We start from the raw sequence: 15213 nt of genomic DNA, 5'->3' as shown, positions 1-15213 counted from the left end.
CGGGGCGCCGTCGGGGCGTGTCTGGGGTCTCACTCACACCACGCCTCCTCTGCCTGCTGGTCGTGCTCCTGTGCTTGTAGTCTGGGCGGAACCACGGCACCCGGAGCGCGTCCAGCGATGTGCACCTGCTCCCCCCGGGGGCCGGTCCGTCGCCTCCCATAGAGAGAAGGACAGAGTGAGTTCGCAGGAGACACCTCGTCCCATCGGCATCAACCTGCCCAGCCATGCGCAGGACCCTGATCCGGAGGAGACGCGCGAGTGGCTGGATTCGTTCGACGGCCTCGTCGAGCACCGCGGCGATGAGCGCGCAGCGACGATCGTCCAGAACCTCATCCAGCATGCCCGCCATCAGGAGCTGGACCTGCCGGAGTCCCTCACCACGGACTACGTGAACACCATCTCCGCGCAGGAGCAGCCGGAGTACCCCGGCGATCTGGCGATGGAGCGGGAGCTGCGCAACCTCCTGCGCTGGAACGCCGCGATGCTCGTGCACCGCGCTCAGCGCCCCGGCGTGTCCGTCGGCGGCCATCTCTCCAGCTACGCGTCGATCGCGAACATGTACGAGGTGGGCTTCAACCACTTCTTCCGCGGCCGCGACCACGAGGGCGGCGGCGACCACGTCTTCTTCCAGGGCCATGCCTCCCCCGGCATCTACGCCCGCGCCTACCTCATGGGGCGCCTGGACCAGACCCGTCTGGACGGGTTCCGCCAGGAGTTCTCCCACGAGGGCGGCATGCCGTCGTACCCGCACCCGCGCGCGATGCAGGACTTCTGGGAGTTCCCCACCGTCTCCATGGGCATCGGCCCGGTCAACGCGATCGAGCAGGCCTCCTTCGACAGGTACCTCCACAACCGCGGCCTGAAGGACACCTCCCAGCAGCACACCTGGGCGTTCCTCGGCGACGGCGAGATGGATGAGGTCGAGTCGCGCGGCGCGCTGCACATCGCCGCGAAGGAGCACCTGGACAACCTGACCTTCGTCGTCAACTGCAACCTCCAGCGCCTGGACGGACCGGTGCGAGGCAACGGCAAGATCATCCAGGAGCTCGAGGCGCAGTTCCGCGGAGCGGGCTGGAACGTCATCAAGGTCATCTGGGGCTCGGGCTGGGATCCGCTGTTCGACGCGGACTCCGACGGCGCGCTCGTGGACCTCATGAACATGACGCCCGACGGCGACTTCCAGACCTACCGCGCCGAGTCCGGCGGCTTCATCCGCGACAACTTCTTCGGCCGCGATCCTCGCACCAAGGCCATGGTCGAGGACATGTCGGACGACGACATCTGGTGGAAGCTCAACCGCGGCGGCCATGACACCCGCAAGATCTTCGCGGCGTTCAAGGCGGCGATGGAGCACAAGGGCCAGCCCACCGTGATCCTCGCCCACACCATCAAGGGCTACCGTCTGGGCAAGAGCTTCGCGGGCCGCAACGCGACCCACCAGATGAAGAAGTTCACCCTCGAGGACCTCAAGGACCTGCGCGACACGCTGCAGATCCCCGTGAGCGACGAGCAGCTCGAGTCCGGCAGCGTCTACGACGCCCCGCTGTACAAGCCGGCCGACGACGCCCCCGTCATGCAGTACCTCAAGCGCCGGCGTCGCGAGCTCGGCGGCGGAGTGCCCTCCCGCCGCACGACCCACAAGGCCCTCGAGCTCCCGGGCGAGAAGGCCTACGAGGTCGCCCGCCGAGGCTCCGGCAAGCAGGAGATCGCCACGACCATGGCGCTCGTCCGGCTCGTCAAGGACCTCATGCGCGACAAGGCGACGGGGAACCGATGGGTCCCGATCATCCCCGACGAGGCCCGCACCTTCGGCATGGACTCGCTGTTCCCCTCGGCGAAGATCTACAACCCCGACGGTCAGAACTATCTGTCCGTCGACCGCGATCTGCTGCTGGCCTACAAGGAGTCGACCTCCGGCCAGATCAAGCACATGGGCATCAACGAGATCAGCTCGACCTCGGCGTTCACCGCCGCGGGCACCTCGTACTCCACCCATGACTTCCCGATGATCCCGTTCTACATCTTCTACTCGATGTTCGGGTTTCAGCGCACCGGCGACTTCTTCTGGGCCGCCGGCGACCAGATGGCGAAGGGCTTCGTCATCGGTGCGACCGCGGGCAAGACCACGCTCGCCGGGGAGGGCCTGCAGCACATGGACGGCCACTCGCCGATCCTGGCCTACACCAACCCGGGCTCCGTGATCTACGACCCCGCCTACGGCTACGAGATCGGCCACATCATCCGTGACGGCCTCCAGCGCATGTACGGAGAGGATGACCGCCTCCAGGAGGTCTTCTACTACATCACCGTCTACAACGAGCCGATCGTGCACCCGGCCGAGCCCGAGGGGCTCGACGTCGAGGGCCTGCTCAAGGGCATGTACGAGCTCGACGCAGCCCCTGAGGGCGAGGGCCCCGAGGCGCAGCTGCTGGCTTCCGGCGTCGGCGTGCCGTGGGCCCGCCATGCTCGCGAGCTGCTGCTCGAGGACTGGGGCGTGCGCGCCGCGGTCTGGTCCGTCACCTCGTGGACCGAGATGCGCAAGGAGGCCCTGGAGGCGGAGAAGCACAACCTCCTGCACCCGGAGGATCTCCGCACCCCGTGGATCTCCCAGCGCCTGCAGGGCGTCCAGGGCCCGTTCATCGCGACCAGCGACTACGACTTCCTGGTGCCCGACATGATCCGCGAGTGGATCCCGGGCCAGTACGGCGTGCTGGGCGCAGACGGATGGGGCTTCTCCGACACCCGTCCGGCCGCCCGCCGCCACCTGAAGATCGACGCGCACTCCATGGTCGTGAAGACCCTGCAGCTGCTGGCGCGGGAGGGCAAGGTCGATCCGTCCCTCGTGCGCCAGGCCATCGACAAGTACGACCTGTCCAACGTCAACGCCGGTGAGTCCGGCTCCTTCGGCGGCGACTCCTGATCCAGCGAGGTCCGCCCGTCCCGCGGGACGGGCGGACCTCGCTGCGTCCCGACGGCGTTCCGGTACCCTGCGCGGTGGCCGGATCGTCCCCCCCATTCCCTCATCGGGTGTGCGACGCTCTCACGTCCGCAGCTCACCGCAGTCCGGTCGCCCGCCCGTCCGTCCATCTCCCTGGAGGTCCCCGTGCTCGCCATCGTCTGCCCCGGACAAGGCTCGCAGAAGCCCGGTTTCCTGTCCCCGTGGCTCGAGCTGCCCGGGGTCGCCGACACCCTCGCCGTCCTCTCCGACGCCGCGGGCGTCGATCTCCTCCGCCACGGCACCGCTTCGGACGCTGACACCATCCGCGACACCGCCGTGGCGCAGCCGCTGCTGGTGGCCGCCGGCATCGTGGCGGAAGCCGCGCTGCGCGAGGACGCCTCCGCCCCCCGCGCGGATGTCGTCGCCGGGCACAGCGTCGGCGAGGTCACCGCAGCGGCCCTGACCGGGGTGCTGTCCGACGAGGACGCCATGCGTCTGGTGGCCGTCCGCTCGCGGGCGATGGCGAAGGCCGCGGCCGAGACCCCCACCGGCATGGCCGCCGTCGTCGGCGGAGTCCGCGACGAGGTCATCTCGGCGATCGAGCGACATGGCCTCCATCCGGCGAACATCAACTCCGCCGCCCAGGTCGTCGCGGCGGGCTCCCTCGATGCCCTCGCCGCGCTCGGAGAGGATGCGCCGGCCCGCGCCCGCGTAATCCCGCTCCAGGTCGCGGGTGCGTTCCACACGCCGTTCATGGCCGACGCACGGGAGGAGCTCGCCGGCTTCGCCCCCTCGCTCTCCCCTGTCGATCCCGTCCTGCCGCTGATCTCCAACGCCGGTGGCGAGGTGATCGGCTCCGGTGCGCGGTATCTCGAGCTGATCGTCGACCAGGTGGCCTCGCCCGTCGACTGGGAGGCTTGCTCGGGAGCGCTCCGCGACCGGGGCGTGACCGCCCTGATCGAGCTCGCTCCCGCCGGCACGCTGACGGGTCTGGCCAAGCGCGAACTCAAGGGTGTGGCGACGCTCGCTCTGAACTCTCCCGACGATCTCGAGGCCGCCCGAGCACTGGTCACCGAGCACCTCGGCTCCTCCGACGACTCCGCCGCCCCGACCGTCGAGGAGGACTGACCATGGCGATCTCCCTGCGTCCGCATCCCACCGTCGCGGGCTCCAAGGTCCTCGCCTACGGTGCGGCCCGCGGCGACCTCTCGGTCCCCAACGACGATCTCGTCGGACCGATCGACTCCTCCGACGAGTGGATCCGCCAGCGCACCGGCATCATCACGCGCACCCGCGCGAGCGAGGACGTCGGGGTGAAGGACCTCGCCCTCGCGGCGGGGCGGGAGGCCGTGGAGCGCTCCGGCATCGACCTCGAGACCCTCGACGCGATCATCGTCTCGACGATCTCCTTCCCCTACCCGACCCCATCCCTCGCGACGCTGCTCGCCGGGGAGCTCGGTCGGCCCGACGTCATCGCCTACGACATCTCCGCCGCCTGCGCAGGGTTCTGCTACGGCATCGGCCAGGCCGACGCCCTCATCCGGTCGGGCAGCGCCCGCAACGTGCTCGTGATCGGCGCCGAGAAGCTGTCCGACTTCGTCTCGCCCACCGATCGGTCTATCTCGTTCCTGCTGGGCGACGGCGCCGGTGCCGCGATCGTCGGCCCCAGCGATGAGCCCCTCGTCGGGCCGACCGTGTGGGGCAGCGACGGCGACAGCTGGAGCACCATCCGGATGACCGGGTCGCTCATCGACTTCCGCGACGGCAGGGGCGAGTGGCCCACGCTCGAGCAGGACGGCCGCACGGTATTCCGCTGGGCGGTCTGGCACACGGCGAAGAAGATCCGCGAGATGCTCGCACAGTCCGGGCTCACCGTCGAGGACATCGACGTGTTCGTGCCCCATCAGGCCAACATGCGCATCGTCGACGAGCTGGCCAAGCAGCTCGGCCTCGGCGAGGACGTGGTCATCGCCCGGGACATCGCCGAGACGGGGAACACCTCGGCGGCCTCCATCCCGCTGGCCACCCATCGTCTGATCGAGGAGGGCGCCGCCCGCAGCGGTGACGTCCTCGTCCAGTTCGGCTTCGGCGCGGGCCTCGCCTACGCCGGTCAGGTGATCGTGCTCCCCTGAGGACCGATCACGACGACGGGGCATGTAGGCCTCGTCACCTCGCTCGGACATTCCGGGCATGCTCCCCTGCCGCACCGGGCGGCGCGGGTAGTCTGTGACCGCCACACCACCGTTTCCACGAAGGAGAACCCCATGGCACACACCGAGAACGAGATCCTCGAGGGCCTCGCCGAGATCGTCAACGAGGAGACCGGTGTCGCCACGGAGGACGTCAAGCTCGACAAGTCCTTCACCGACGACCTGGACATCGACTCCATCTCGATGATGACGATCGTCGTCAACGCGGAGGAGAAGTTCGACGTGCGCATCCCCGACGAGGAGGTCAAGAACCTGGCCACCGTCGGCGACGCCGTCTCGTTCATCGCGGGCGCCCAGTCCTGAAGTCCGCCAGGCGCCCGGGACCCAGCGTCCCGGGCGTCATGCATTCCTCCCCCTGACCCGACGCACCGGAGGTCCGCCATGACCGCTCCTCGTCCCCGTGTCGCCGTGACCGGCCTCGGCACCGTCAACCCCCTGGGCGGTGACATCCCCAGCACATGGGAGGCCGCCCTCGCCGGCACGTCGACGGCACGCACTCTCGACAATGACTGGAAGGACCGCTACGGCCTCTCCGTCGACTTCGCGTGCGAGGTCCGCATCGATCCTCTCGACGTGCTCTCCCGGCCCGAGGCCAAGAAGCTGGACCCTTCGGGTCGGTTCTCCCTCATCGCCGCGCGCGAGGCGTGGAAGGATGCTGGTTCCCCGGAGGTCGACGGCGATCGTCTGGGCGTCGTGATCGGCACCGGCATCGGCGGCGTATGGACGATCCTCGATCAGTGGGACGTGGTCCGCGAGAAGGGCGCGCGCCGTGTGAACCCCTTCACCGTGCCCATGCTCATGGCGAACTCCTCGAGCGCGCACATCGAGATCGAGCTGGGGGCGAAGGCGGGAGCCCACACCCCCGTGTCGGCCTGCGCATCCGGTGCGGAGGCCGTCGCCCAGGGCTTCGACATGATCCGGGCCGGTCGGGCGGACGTCGTCGTCGTGGGCGGCACGGAGTCCTGCGTGCACCCGCTGCCGCTCGCCGGCTTCGCGAACATCCGCGCGCTGTCGACCCGCACCGATGATCCTGAGCGTGCATCGCGTCCCTATGACGTCGACCGCGACGGCTTCGTGCTCGGCGAGGGAGCGGCGATCCTCGTCCTCGAGACCGAGGAGCACGCGAAGGCGCGCGGAGCCCGGGTCTACGGCTACGTCTCCGGTCGCGGCATGGCCTCGGATGCGCATCACATCTCGGCGCCTTCCCAGGACGGGCAGGCGCGCGCCATCCGGGAGGCCGTCGACGACGCGGGCATCGGAGCGAAGGACCTCGTCCACGTGAACGCCCATGGAACCTCCACCCCGCTCGGGGACATCGGCGAGCTCAATGCGGTCTCGCAGGCGCTCGACGGCCAGACCGACCAGCTGGTGGTCACCTCGACCAAGTCCATGACCGGTCATCTCCTCGGCGGTGCCGGAGCGCTCGAGTCGGTGTTCGCCGTGCTCGCCGCCCACCACCGGGTCGCACCTCCGACGATCAACATCGAGACCCTCGATCCGGAGACGCCGATGAGGATCGCGCAGAATGCCCCGGTCGAGCTGCCCACGGGCGACATCGCCGTGCTGAACAACGCCTTCGGCTTCGGCGGTCACGATGTCGCGGTGGTCTTCACCAGCGCCTGACCGGTCCCCGACCGCACCGACCGCACTGCGGAAGGGCCGCCTCTCAGGGGGCGGCCCTTCCGCATTCTGCGATCAGCCGACGCGGTGGAGCCAGCGCATCGGAGCGCCCTCCGCAGCATGGCGATAGATCTCGAGCTCATCGTCCCACGGCTCCCCGAGCGCGATGCCGAGCTGCCTGCGCAGATCGCGAGGATCGCCATCTGCGCGGTCCATGCAGGCGCGCACGTGATCCTCGGTGAGCATGGTGTTGCCGGCATGGTCGATGACGGCGTGGTGGATGCCGAGGTCCGGGGTCCCGCACCACCGGGATCCGTCGGAGGTCGCGGTCCCGTGCTGGGTGATCTCGAAGCGCACCTCGTGCATGCCGCGCAGTGCGCTGGCAAGCAGAGCGCCCGTCTCCGGCCGGCCGCGCCAGGTCGTCTCTGCGCGCAGCAGCGCACGGCCGACGTGCTGCTCCTGCCAGCGCAGTCGGCACGGCACGCCCAGAACGCCGCCTGCCGCCCATTCGATGTGCGGAGTCAGGGCGCGCGGAGCTGAGTGGATGTGAAGAACACCCTGAGTCATCTCGTTCCTTCCGGTCTCCGATGCGTCTTCCCCAACGAACGGTGGCCGGCCCGGTCGCGAGATGCTCGACCGGGTGCGTGCTGAGCCTAGAGGCTCTCCCTGATCCTGCGCAACGCCTGCTTCCTGACCGAGCGCTCGAGGCCGTCGATGTACAGGGCGCCGTCCAGATGACCAACCTCATGCTGGATGAGGCGCGCGGTGATCCCCTCCCCCGCGAGCTCGATCTCGTGGCCGTCCACATCGCGTCCCACGCAGCGCGCGAAGGCGGCGCGGGTCCGCGGGAACCAGAGACCGGGGACGGACAGGCATCCCTCTTCCCCTTCCTGGAGCTCGTCGGACAGCTCGACGATGACCGGATCGAGGATGCAGCCGACCCCGAGGTCCTCGAGGTTCCAGGAGAAGGCCCGGCGGGTGACGCCGATCTGGTTCGCGGCGACGCCGGCACGGCCGTCGTCGTCGACGGTGTCGATGAGGTCCTGGACCAGTCGGCGCGTGGCATCGGTGATCTCCCCGACGGGGTCGCAGGGCGTCCGGAGCACCGGATCCCCGACGATGCGGATCGGACGGACGGTCATCGACGGTCCCCCTCTGCCTCTGCTTCTTCTGCCTCTGCTTCTTCTGCCTCTGCTCCTTCTGCCTCTGCGCCGGCTGCGCCGTCGGTGCCCTCGGCGGGTCTCGGCTCCTCGGACGCACCGGCAGCCGAGGGAGCAGCAGGCTGACCGAGGATCTCGTGGGACACCTCGAGGCCGGGGACGACGGACCGCTCGACGGTGCATCCCGCGGCCACTGCCCGCGAGAAGACCTTCACCGCGGCTGCGGCCTCGGTCTCGGTCAGGCCCTCGAGATCGAGCTGGACCTGCTCGACGATCCGCTCGTACCGGTTCTGGTCGGGGTCGGACTGTCCGTGGGCCCAGAGCCGCAGAGGGAAGTCGTCGCCGAGCCGGCGGGCGAGGTTCACATCGGAGGACATGCCTGCGCATCCGATCAGTGCGAGCTTGAGAAGCTCTCCGGGATCGATCTCCCCCTCGCCCTTCCCGATCGGGATCTCCACGCCGCGCTGGTTGCGGCCGATGAGGGTGCGAGGTCCTGTGCGGTCCGCCCAGACGCTGCCGGGGCCGAAGGCCTCCGGGGTCTCGAAGCGATCGTCGGGCGTGACAGGCATGGCCGGCTCCTCGGGCGCTGTGGTGGGCAGGGCCGACGGTACGGCCCGGGAAACAGGTCAGCCCCGGGGAGCTCTCCCGGGGCTGACGAGTCCTGCTGGGCTCCCGCGACTGGACTTGAACCAGTAACCGTTCGATTAACAGTCGAATGCTCTGCCGATTGAGCTACGCGGGATCAACGAGAAGGACTCTATCAGAGGACTCCCGGGCCCCGCACACCGAAACCGGCTCTCACCGGCGAATATGACCTAGATAACCCTTCAGGCGTCGTTCCCCTCATGCCCCTGGGGCGGTTCGGAGGTCGATGCGCGAACCAGGAGACGAGGCTCGATCACACGGTCCTCGGAAGGTCCCGCGCCCTCCTTCGCACCGACGATCTCCAGCAGTCGAGCGGCCGCGACCCGTCCGTACTCGACGGCGGATCGACCGATGGCGGTGATCGCCGGGCGATGCGCAGCGGCGAGCGGAGAGTCCTCGAAGCTGGCGATCGCCATGCCGCCGGGCAGGGCGATGCCGTGGTCCTGCAGCACTCCGGCACCGGCGAGAGCCATCTCGTCGCTGTCGTAGATGATCGCAGTGGGCCGATCGGAGCGGACCAGCAGCTCCTCCGTCGCGCGCGCGGAGCCGTCGGCCGCGAAGCCGGCGCCCTCGATGCTGCCTTCGACCCCGAGCTCGGCGCACAGCGCCTCGAACGCCTCATCGCGCTGAGCGGTGTGCAGGTACTCGGTGTTGCCGGCGATGCGCGCGATCCGGCGGTGCCCACGATCGGCGAGGTGCTCGACGAGAAGGCGCGTCGCCTGGGCGTCGTCGACGTACACCGCGGGGAGGGAGCCGTGATGCCCCGGGCCGCCGATCACGAGTGCCGGCTCGCCGAGCTGCTCGAGCGCGGCGATGCGGGGGTCATCGACCCGCAGATCAACGAGGACCACGCCATCGACCCGGCGCTGACCGAACCACCTGCGGTACGTGTCGATCTCTGCGTCGGTGGACTCGACGATCTTCATCTGCAGGGAGTAGTCGGCCTGGCTCAGGACCTCCTGGAGTCCAGCCACGAAGGCGCCGAAGAACGCTTCAGCGCCCAGCACGTCCGCAGGACGCGCCAGGACCATGCCCGCGGTGAGCACCGGGGCGCCGGCGAGCGCGCGAGCCGCATGGGAGGGCTCCCAGTCCAGCTCCTTGGCGATCTTCACGATCCTGGCGCGCGTCGCGTCCGACACGCCGGGACGTCCGTTCACCGCGAGGGACACGGCGGCAGCGGTGACTCCGGCCTGTCGGGCGATGTCCGCGATGGTCACGCGCTTGGCGCGTCCGGTTCCCCGCGGCGTCCCGATGGTGCCGGCTGTCGGTGTGCTGTCCATGGAACGGGCCTCTCCGTCGACGATCCTGCGATCAAAGGACTTGAGCGTTACAGTAGCAATCTGCGCGGTCAGTCGCCGTCGGCCCCGGACGATCGCACGGGCCCGTGCGTCGACGGGACTGCGCAGGTGCGGGGACCAGGATCGCGCAATCGGGGCCGACGTCACAGGGGTGTCCGCCGAGAGGACGGTCGCGATGAGGGTCGGAGCCCCTGAGCCTCGGCCGGCGCGACGGCGGAGAGCCGCTGGATGCTGCTGAGCGCTCGTGGCCGGCCGTCGACGGCGGGCGGAGCGGGAGCACCGCTCGGAGCGGGTGCTGGTGGGTAGGCCAGGCGGGGCTTGAACCCGCGACCGACGGATTATGAGTCCGCTGCTCTGACCGGCTGAGCTACTGGCCCGCGTCCTCCGCAGGGAGGGCGCGACAGAATCTATCACGGGAAGCGGCGCTGACCTGCCGCGACGGAGCCTGCTGAGATCTGTGCGACGAGGCACGGGCAACGGGGCCGTCGCGCGGTCGGCGCCGCCGTCGGACCGTCAGTCGTCCAGCGCACGCAGAGCGCGCCGCTTCTCCTGAACCTCCGCGAGGCGGCTGAGGATCTCCTGATAGCGCTCCGGGTCGGAGGGGTCGGTGCGCTGGAGCCGCTGCTTGAGGACCGAGTACTCGCGGGTGATCGACAGCTCGGTGAGGCGGTCCAGCAGCGAGTCGGCGAGCCGGGCGAGTCCGCTCTCGTCGCGGGCGGGGAGGGAGAGGTTGGCGATCTCGACGATCAGCGGCCGCACGGTCTCGCCCGCGATCTCGAGGACCTGGTCGAGGTAGCGGGCAGGGTGCAGCGTGCCCTCGACGGCGTCGAGCAGCGTGCCGGCGGCGAGCATGACATCCCAGACCCCCTGGAGCGCAGGAACGTGGAAGGCGTCGTCGGGGAGCGCGCCGACCTTGGTGGCATCCAGCAGCTGAGGAGCCTGCATCATGACGGCGAGCGACTGGACCTCGACCTGGCCGACGGGGTCGCGGGGGCTGACGACGTCGGCGATCCGCACGACGGGCACCGCGGGCCCGCCATCCGCCCCCTCCGGACCGGAGCCGTCCGCCTGCTGCCGGGTGCCGCGCTCCGCGGCCGCGGCCTCGGGAGCCCCGCGTCCGGCGCTGCGTGCGGCGTCGTGGACGGCGCGCAGCACGGTCCGCTCATCCATGCCGAGCCAGCCGGACAGGCGGCGTGCGTACTCGGGACGCATCGCTCGGTCACGGATGCGAGCGACCACCGGCGCCGCCATCCGCAGGGCCGTCACCTGTCCTTCGACGGTGTCGAGATCGACCTGGGAGATCGCGGATCGGATGGCGAACTCGAACAGGGGGCGACGGGAGGCGATGAGGTCGACGATCGCCTGGTCGCCGCGAGCGATGCGCAGCTCGCAGGGATCCATGCCGCTGGGTTCGACGGCGACGTAGGTCTGCGCGACGAACCGCTGGTCCTCCTCGAAGGCTCGCAGCGCCGCCTTCTGCCCCGCCGCATCGCCGTCGAAGGTGAAGACGACCTCTCCGGCGAGTCCTCGGCCGTCGGAGTTCAGCCGCAGACCGGCCGACGGGTTGGTGTCCCCCATGACCCGGCGGACGATCTTGACGTGCTCGGAGCCGAAGGCGGTGCCGCATGATGCGACGGCGGTCGTCACGCCCGCGAGGTGGGCCGCCATCACGTCGGTGTACCCCTCGACGACGACCACTCTGTGCTCCGCCGCGATCGCCTTGCGCGCGAGGTCCAGTCCGTACAGCACATGGGACTTGCGGTAGATCGCCGTCTCGGGGGTGTTGAGGTACTTCGGACCCTGGTCGCTCTCCAGCAGCTTGCGAGCCCCGAAGCCGATGGTGTTCCCGGTGATGTCCCTGATCGGCCAGATCAGACGGCCGCGGAAGCGGTCGTAGATCCCCCTCTGCCCCTGCGAGACGATGCCGCTGGCGACGAGCTCCTCGTCCGTGAAGCCGCGCTTCCTGAGGACCGAGGTGATCGCGTCCCAGCCCTGGGGCGCGTAGCCCACGCCGAAGCGCTCGGCGGCGTCCTGGTCGAATCCCCGCTCCATGAGGAACCGTCGACCGATCTCGGCCTCGGCCCCGTCGAGCTGCTCGCGATAGAACTCCTCGGCGATCGCATGGGCGTCCAGCAGGCGTCGGCGGGTCCCGAAGTCCGGCCGGTCCGCGTCCCGCCCGCCCTCCTCGTAGTGGAGCTGGACCCCGTAGCGTCCGGCGAGCATCTCGACGGCCTCGACGAAGCTGAGATGGTCGATCTTCTGGACGAAGGAGATGACGTCCCCGCCTTCGCCGCATCCGAAGCAGTGCCAGTGACCGAGCTGGGGACGGATGTGGAACGACGGCGTCTTCTCGTCGTGGAACGGGCACAGGCCCTTCATCGATCCGATCCCTGCCGTGCGCAGGGTGACGTGCTCCCCCACCACCTCGTCCAGGCGCGCGCGCTCGCGCACCAGGTCGACGTCGGCGCGGCGGATCAGACCCGGTGCCATCGGATCACAGCTCCGATCCGAGCCCCGGCAGGGGGGTGTCCGCGGCCGTGACATGGGTGATGCCGCCCTTGAAGAGCATCTCGTGCAGTCGCCGGGCGGTGACGTCGGTGAAGGAGGCGATCTGGTCGACGACCACCCGTCGCCGGGCGTCGTCGTCGACGGCGCTCTCCCACAGCTCGGCGAACAGAGGGCTGAGGTGCGTGGTGCCGGTGTTCCACAGCTGCGCGAAGAGGTCGCGGATGATCTCCTCCTGCTGCTCGTAGACCGGCTGCTGGGACGCGGAGGACATGACGTACGCGGCCGCGAGCCCCTTGAGCACCGCGATCTCGAGGCGGGTCTCCTCCGGAACCACCGCGTCACCGCTGTAGCGGGAGAGCGGATCCTGCCCGTGAGCGGCGCGCGTCGCGCTGATGACCGAGCGGGTGAAGCGGCCGATGAGCTGACTGGTCATGTCCTTGAGCGCCGCGGCGGAGCGCATGGTGCCGGTGAAGCCGAGCATCCAGTAGGGCTCCCCCTCGAGCCGTCGCAGGGCCTCGTCCAGCGCGTCGATGCTCTCCCCCGGCATGTACCAGTCCTGGACGACGTAGAGCGCGGCGGCGCGCTCCATCGGGTCGGCGAGCAGACCCAGGTCCAGGGTGCCGCCGGTGACCGCATCCTCCACGTCGTGCACTGAGTAGGCGATGTCGTCGGAGAGGTCCATGACCTGCGCCTCGAAGCACTTCCGCCCGGGCACGGCGCCCTCGCGGGCCCAGGCGTACACGTCGAGGTCGTCGGCATAGGCACCGAACTTCGGCGACGACGGGTCCGGTCCCTCGCCGCGAGCCCAGGGGTACTTGATCGCGGCGTCGACGACGGCGCGCGTGAGGTTCAGTCCGAAGGGCCGATCCTCGCCGATCACCTTCGGCTCGAGCCTGGTGAGCAGCCGCAGGGTCTGCGCATTGCCCTCGAAGCCTCCGAAGTCCGCGGCGATGTCGTCCAGCACCTTCTCCCCGTTGTGGCCGAAGGGAGGGTGCCCGAGATCGTGGGAGAGGCAGGCTGCGTCGACGACATCGGGATCGCAGCCGAGCTCGAGGCCGATGTCACGGCCCACCTGGGCGACCTCGAGGGAATGGGTCAGACGCGTGCGGACGAAGTCGTTGGCTCCGGCGCCGAGGACCTGGGTCTTCGCGCCCAGGCGGCGCAGGGCCGAAGAGTGCAGGACCCGCGCGCGATCGCGCTGGAAGGGCGTGCGGGACTGCGACTTCGGCGGCTCCGGAGCCCAGCGGTCGAGATCCTCTCGGCGATAGCCGGCCGGCGGGCGTGCGGGGTCGGCGTCGGACGGTGCGGCTCCGCGGGCCGAGGCGCGCGATGCAGTGCGGGAGGAGGTCATGGGGTCCATCAGCCCCCGGAGGTGTCGAGCTCGGCCTCATGGAGCCGAGCCCGATGCTCGTCGGACAGGTCGCGGGAGTCCATCCATCCCTCGGGGCAGACGGCCTTCTTGGGCGTGCCTGCACGGCCTCGGGGGCCCTCGACGGCGGCTCCCGGGTAGGGGACGTCCGGGTCCAGCTCGGCGAGCTTCGCGTCGAGGTCGGCGAGGGACTCCATCGTGGCCAGCCGGTGACGCATCTCGCCGCCGACGGGATACCCCTTGAAGTACCAGGCCACGTGCTTGCGCAGGTCCCGCAGGGCGCGGCCCTCGTCGTCGTAGAACTCGATCAGGAGCTCGGCATGGCGGCGCAGGATGCGCGAGACATCGCCGAGGGAGGGCCGGACGCGGTCATCCCTGCCGGCGAAGCCTGCGGCGAGATCGGCGAAGAGCCAGGGGCGTCCCTGGCATCCGCGCCCGACGACGACGCCGTCGCAGCCCGTCTCCTCCATCATCCGGATCGCGTCCTCCGCGGACCAGATGTCGCCGTTGCCGAGCACAGGGATGCCGGTCACCAGCTGCTTGAGCTCGGCGATGGCGTCCCAGCGAGCTTGGCCGGAATAGTGCTGCTGGACGGTGCGCCCGTGCAGGGCGATCGCAGCTGCGCCGACCTCCTGGGCGATCAGACCGGCGTCCCGGAACGTCTGGTGATCCTCGTCGATGCCGATGCGGGTCTTGACCGTGACGGGCCGACCGTCGGCGGCCTCGACCGCGGCCGACACGATGCGCGTGAACAGCTCGGTCTTCCAGGGCAGGATGCCGCCGCCTCCGCGGCGGGTGACCTTGGGGACCGGGCAGCCGAAGTTCAGGTCGATGTGATCGGCCCTGTCGCGCTCGACGAGCATCTCGACAGCGCGGCGCACGGTCGCCGGGTCCACCCCGTAGAGCTGCACGGAGCGAGGGGTCTCCCTCTCCCCCATGGTGACCAGGCGCCAGGATTCGCGGTGGTCCTCCACGAGGGCACGGGTGGTGACCATCTCGGAGACGTAGAGGCCGCCGTCGTCATCGCTGTGGAGCGCACCGAACTCCCGGCACAGCAGGCGGAACGCCATGTTGGTGATCCCCGCCATGGGAGCCAGCACGACGGGAGTATCGATCGTGTAGGGACCGATGGTGAGGCCGCGGCGATGCGGCGCGGCGCCGACCGCCCCACCGCGGTCGGACGGTGCCGGGTGGTCGGGGTTCTGCGCTGCGCTGTCGAGGGGTGCGCTGTCGAGGAGGGTCATCGTCCCTCGATCATCCCATCCGACGAGCTCGCACGGGAGCAGGTGCGACCGTGATGTGGATCCTCGCCCAGTGGGGAGGAGCGACGCAGGGGTCGCCGACGGCGTGTCCGAGGGACGTGCGTCGTCACAGGGGAGGGTTCGCGCTGGCACACTGGAGCCACGACAGGGAAGCCCCGACGGCGAGTCGCTCCCGGATTCGCGGGGGCCGTCCTCAGCATCAG

12 protein-coding genes and 2 tRNA genes are annotated in these 15213 nt (G+C 69.9%); 5 read left to right on the top strand and 9 right to left on the bottom strand.

Annotation, left to right across the window (positions count from 1 at the left end; translation table 11 throughout):
• The first annotated feature begins 175 nt into the window (after positions 1–175).
• The 5 genes from aceE to ACZ5AJ_RS06045 all read left to right on the top strand — a co-directional run bounded on the left by aceE (position 176) and on the right by ACZ5AJ_RS06045 (position 6771).
• Positions 176–2920: a pyruvate dehydrogenase (acetyl-transferring), homodimeric type gene (gene aceE, locus ACZ5AJ_RS06065; RefSeq protein ID WP_464138006.1), complete on the top strand. Its 2745-nt coding sequence runs from the start codon at positions 176–178 to the stop codon at positions 2918–2920.
• Positions 2921–3103: 183 nt separating this feature from the next.
• Entirely contained in the window at positions 3104–4066 is a 963-nt protein-coding gene (locus tag ACZ5AJ_RS06060; protein WP_464138004.1) for an ACP S-malonyltransferase, read from the top strand.
• Positions 4067–4068: 2 nt separating this feature from the next.
• On the top strand, positions 4069–5070 hold the full coding sequence (locus tag ACZ5AJ_RS06055) for a beta-ketoacyl-ACP synthase III (RefSeq protein WP_464138002.1): 1002 nt from the start codon (positions 4069–4071) through the stop codon (positions 5068–5070).
• Between the two features lie 132 nt (positions 5071–5202).
• On the top strand, positions 5203–5451 hold the full coding sequence (locus tag ACZ5AJ_RS06050) for an acyl carrier protein (protein ID WP_464138000.1): 249 nt from the start codon (positions 5203–5205) through the stop codon (positions 5449–5451).
• 78 nt (positions 5452–5529) lie between these two features.
• Complete coding sequence (locus ACZ5AJ_RS06045; RefSeq protein ID WP_464137998.1) at positions 5530–6771, top strand: beta-ketoacyl-[acyl-carrier-protein] synthase family protein; 1242 nt, start codon at positions 5530–5532, stop codon at positions 6769–6771.
• Positions 6772–6843: 72 nt separating this feature from the next.
• Here the strand turns inward: ACZ5AJ_RS06045 and ACZ5AJ_RS06040 are convergent, their stop codons facing one another.
• The 9 genes from ACZ5AJ_RS06040 to dusB form a co-directional block, all read right to left on the bottom strand.
• Positions 6844–7335 carry a DUF3145 domain-containing protein gene (locus tag ACZ5AJ_RS06040; protein WP_464137996.1) on the bottom strand — a complete coding sequence of 164 codons (492 nt, stop codon included), beginning with the start codon at positions 7333–7335 and terminating at the stop codon, positions 6844–6846.
• A gap of 86 nt (positions 7336–7421) precedes the next feature.
• Positions 7422–7910: a peptide deformylase gene (locus tag ACZ5AJ_RS06035; protein WP_464137994.1), complete on the bottom strand. Its 489-nt coding sequence runs from the start codon at positions 7908–7910 to the stop codon at positions 7422–7424.
• Positions 7907–8497 (bottom strand): OsmC family protein, encoded by a 591-nt coding sequence (locus tag ACZ5AJ_RS06030; protein ID WP_464137992.1) that lies wholly within the window; start codon positions 8495–8497, stop codon positions 7907–7909. Before ACZ5AJ_RS06030 ends, ACZ5AJ_RS06035 begins: the two co-directional genes overlap by 4 nt.
• Before the next feature lie 100 nt (positions 8498–8597).
• Positions 8598–8670, bottom strand: a tRNA-Asn gene (locus ACZ5AJ_RS06025).
• An 85-nt stretch (positions 8671–8755) separates the two neighbouring features.
• Entirely contained in the window at positions 8756–9853 is a 1098-nt protein-coding gene (locus ACZ5AJ_RS06020; RefSeq protein WP_464137990.1) for a LacI family DNA-binding transcriptional regulator, read from the bottom strand.
• 321 nt (positions 9854–10174) lie between these two features.
• Positions 10175–10248, bottom strand: a tRNA-Ile gene (locus ACZ5AJ_RS06015).
• 136 nt (positions 10249–10384) lie between these two features.
• The gene (gene dnaG, locus ACZ5AJ_RS06010; RefSeq protein WP_464137988.1) at positions 10385–12361 is read right to left on the bottom strand and encodes a DNA primase; all 1977 of its coding nucleotides are present in this window, start codon (positions 12359–12361) and stop codon (positions 10385–10387) included.
• A 4-nt stretch (positions 12362–12365) separates the two neighbouring features.
• The gene (locus tag ACZ5AJ_RS06005; protein ID WP_464137986.1) at positions 12366–13730 is read right to left on the bottom strand and encodes a deoxyguanosinetriphosphate triphosphohydrolase; all 1365 of its coding nucleotides are present in this window, start codon (positions 13728–13730) and stop codon (positions 12366–12368) included.
• An 8-nt stretch (positions 13731–13738) separates the two neighbouring features.
• Positions 13739–14992: a tRNA dihydrouridine synthase DusB gene (dusB, locus tag ACZ5AJ_RS06000; protein ID WP_464137983.1), complete on the bottom strand. Its 1254-nt coding sequence runs from the start codon at positions 14990–14992 to the stop codon at positions 13739–13741.
• Positions 14993–15213 lie beyond the last annotated feature (221 nt).

Source organism: Brachybacterium zhongshanense (genome assembly GCF_055385755.1).
This window is presented reverse-complemented; position numbering and strand designations above follow the sequence as displayed.

Excerpts from the sequence above, each read along its gene's own strand:
- ACZ5AJ_RS06045 (WP_464137998.1), top strand. The coding sequence starts at position 5,530 with ATGACCGCTCCTCGTCCCCGTGTCGCCGTGACCGGCCTCGGCACCGTC.
- dusB (WP_464137983.1), bottom strand. The coding sequence starts at position 14,992 with ATGACCCTCCTCGACAGCGCACCCCTCGACAGCGCAGCGCAGAACCCC.
- ACZ5AJ_RS06020 (WP_464137990.1), bottom strand. The coding sequence starts at position 9,853 with ATGGACAGCACACCGACAGCCGGCACCATCGGGACGCCGCGGGGAACC.
- ACZ5AJ_RS06030 (WP_464137992.1), bottom strand. The coding sequence starts at position 8,497 with ATGCCTGTCACGCCCGACGATCGCTTCGAGACCCCGGAGGCCTTCGGC.
- ACZ5AJ_RS06050 (WP_464138000.1), top strand. The coding sequence starts at position 5,203 with ATGGCACACACCGAGAACGAGATCCTCGAGGGCCTCGCCGAGATCGTC.
- dnaG (WP_464137988.1), bottom strand. The coding sequence starts at position 12,361 with ATGGCACCGGGTCTGATCCGCCGCGCCGACGTCGACCTGGTGCGCGAG.
- ACZ5AJ_RS06005 (WP_464137986.1), bottom strand. The coding sequence starts at position 13,730 with ATGACCTCCTCCCGCACTGCATCGCGCGCCTCGGCCCGCGGAGCCGCA.
- ACZ5AJ_RS06035 (WP_464137994.1), bottom strand. The coding sequence starts at position 7,910 with ATGACCGTCCGTCCGATCCGCATCGTCGGGGATCCGGTGCTCCGGACG.
- ACZ5AJ_RS06040 (WP_464137996.1), bottom strand. The coding sequence starts at position 7,335 with ATGACTCAGGGTGTTCTTCACATCCACTCAGCTCCGCGCGCCCTGACT.
- ACZ5AJ_RS06055 (WP_464138002.1), top strand. The coding sequence starts at position 4,069 with ATGGCGATCTCCCTGCGTCCGCATCCCACCGTCGCGGGCTCCAAGGTC.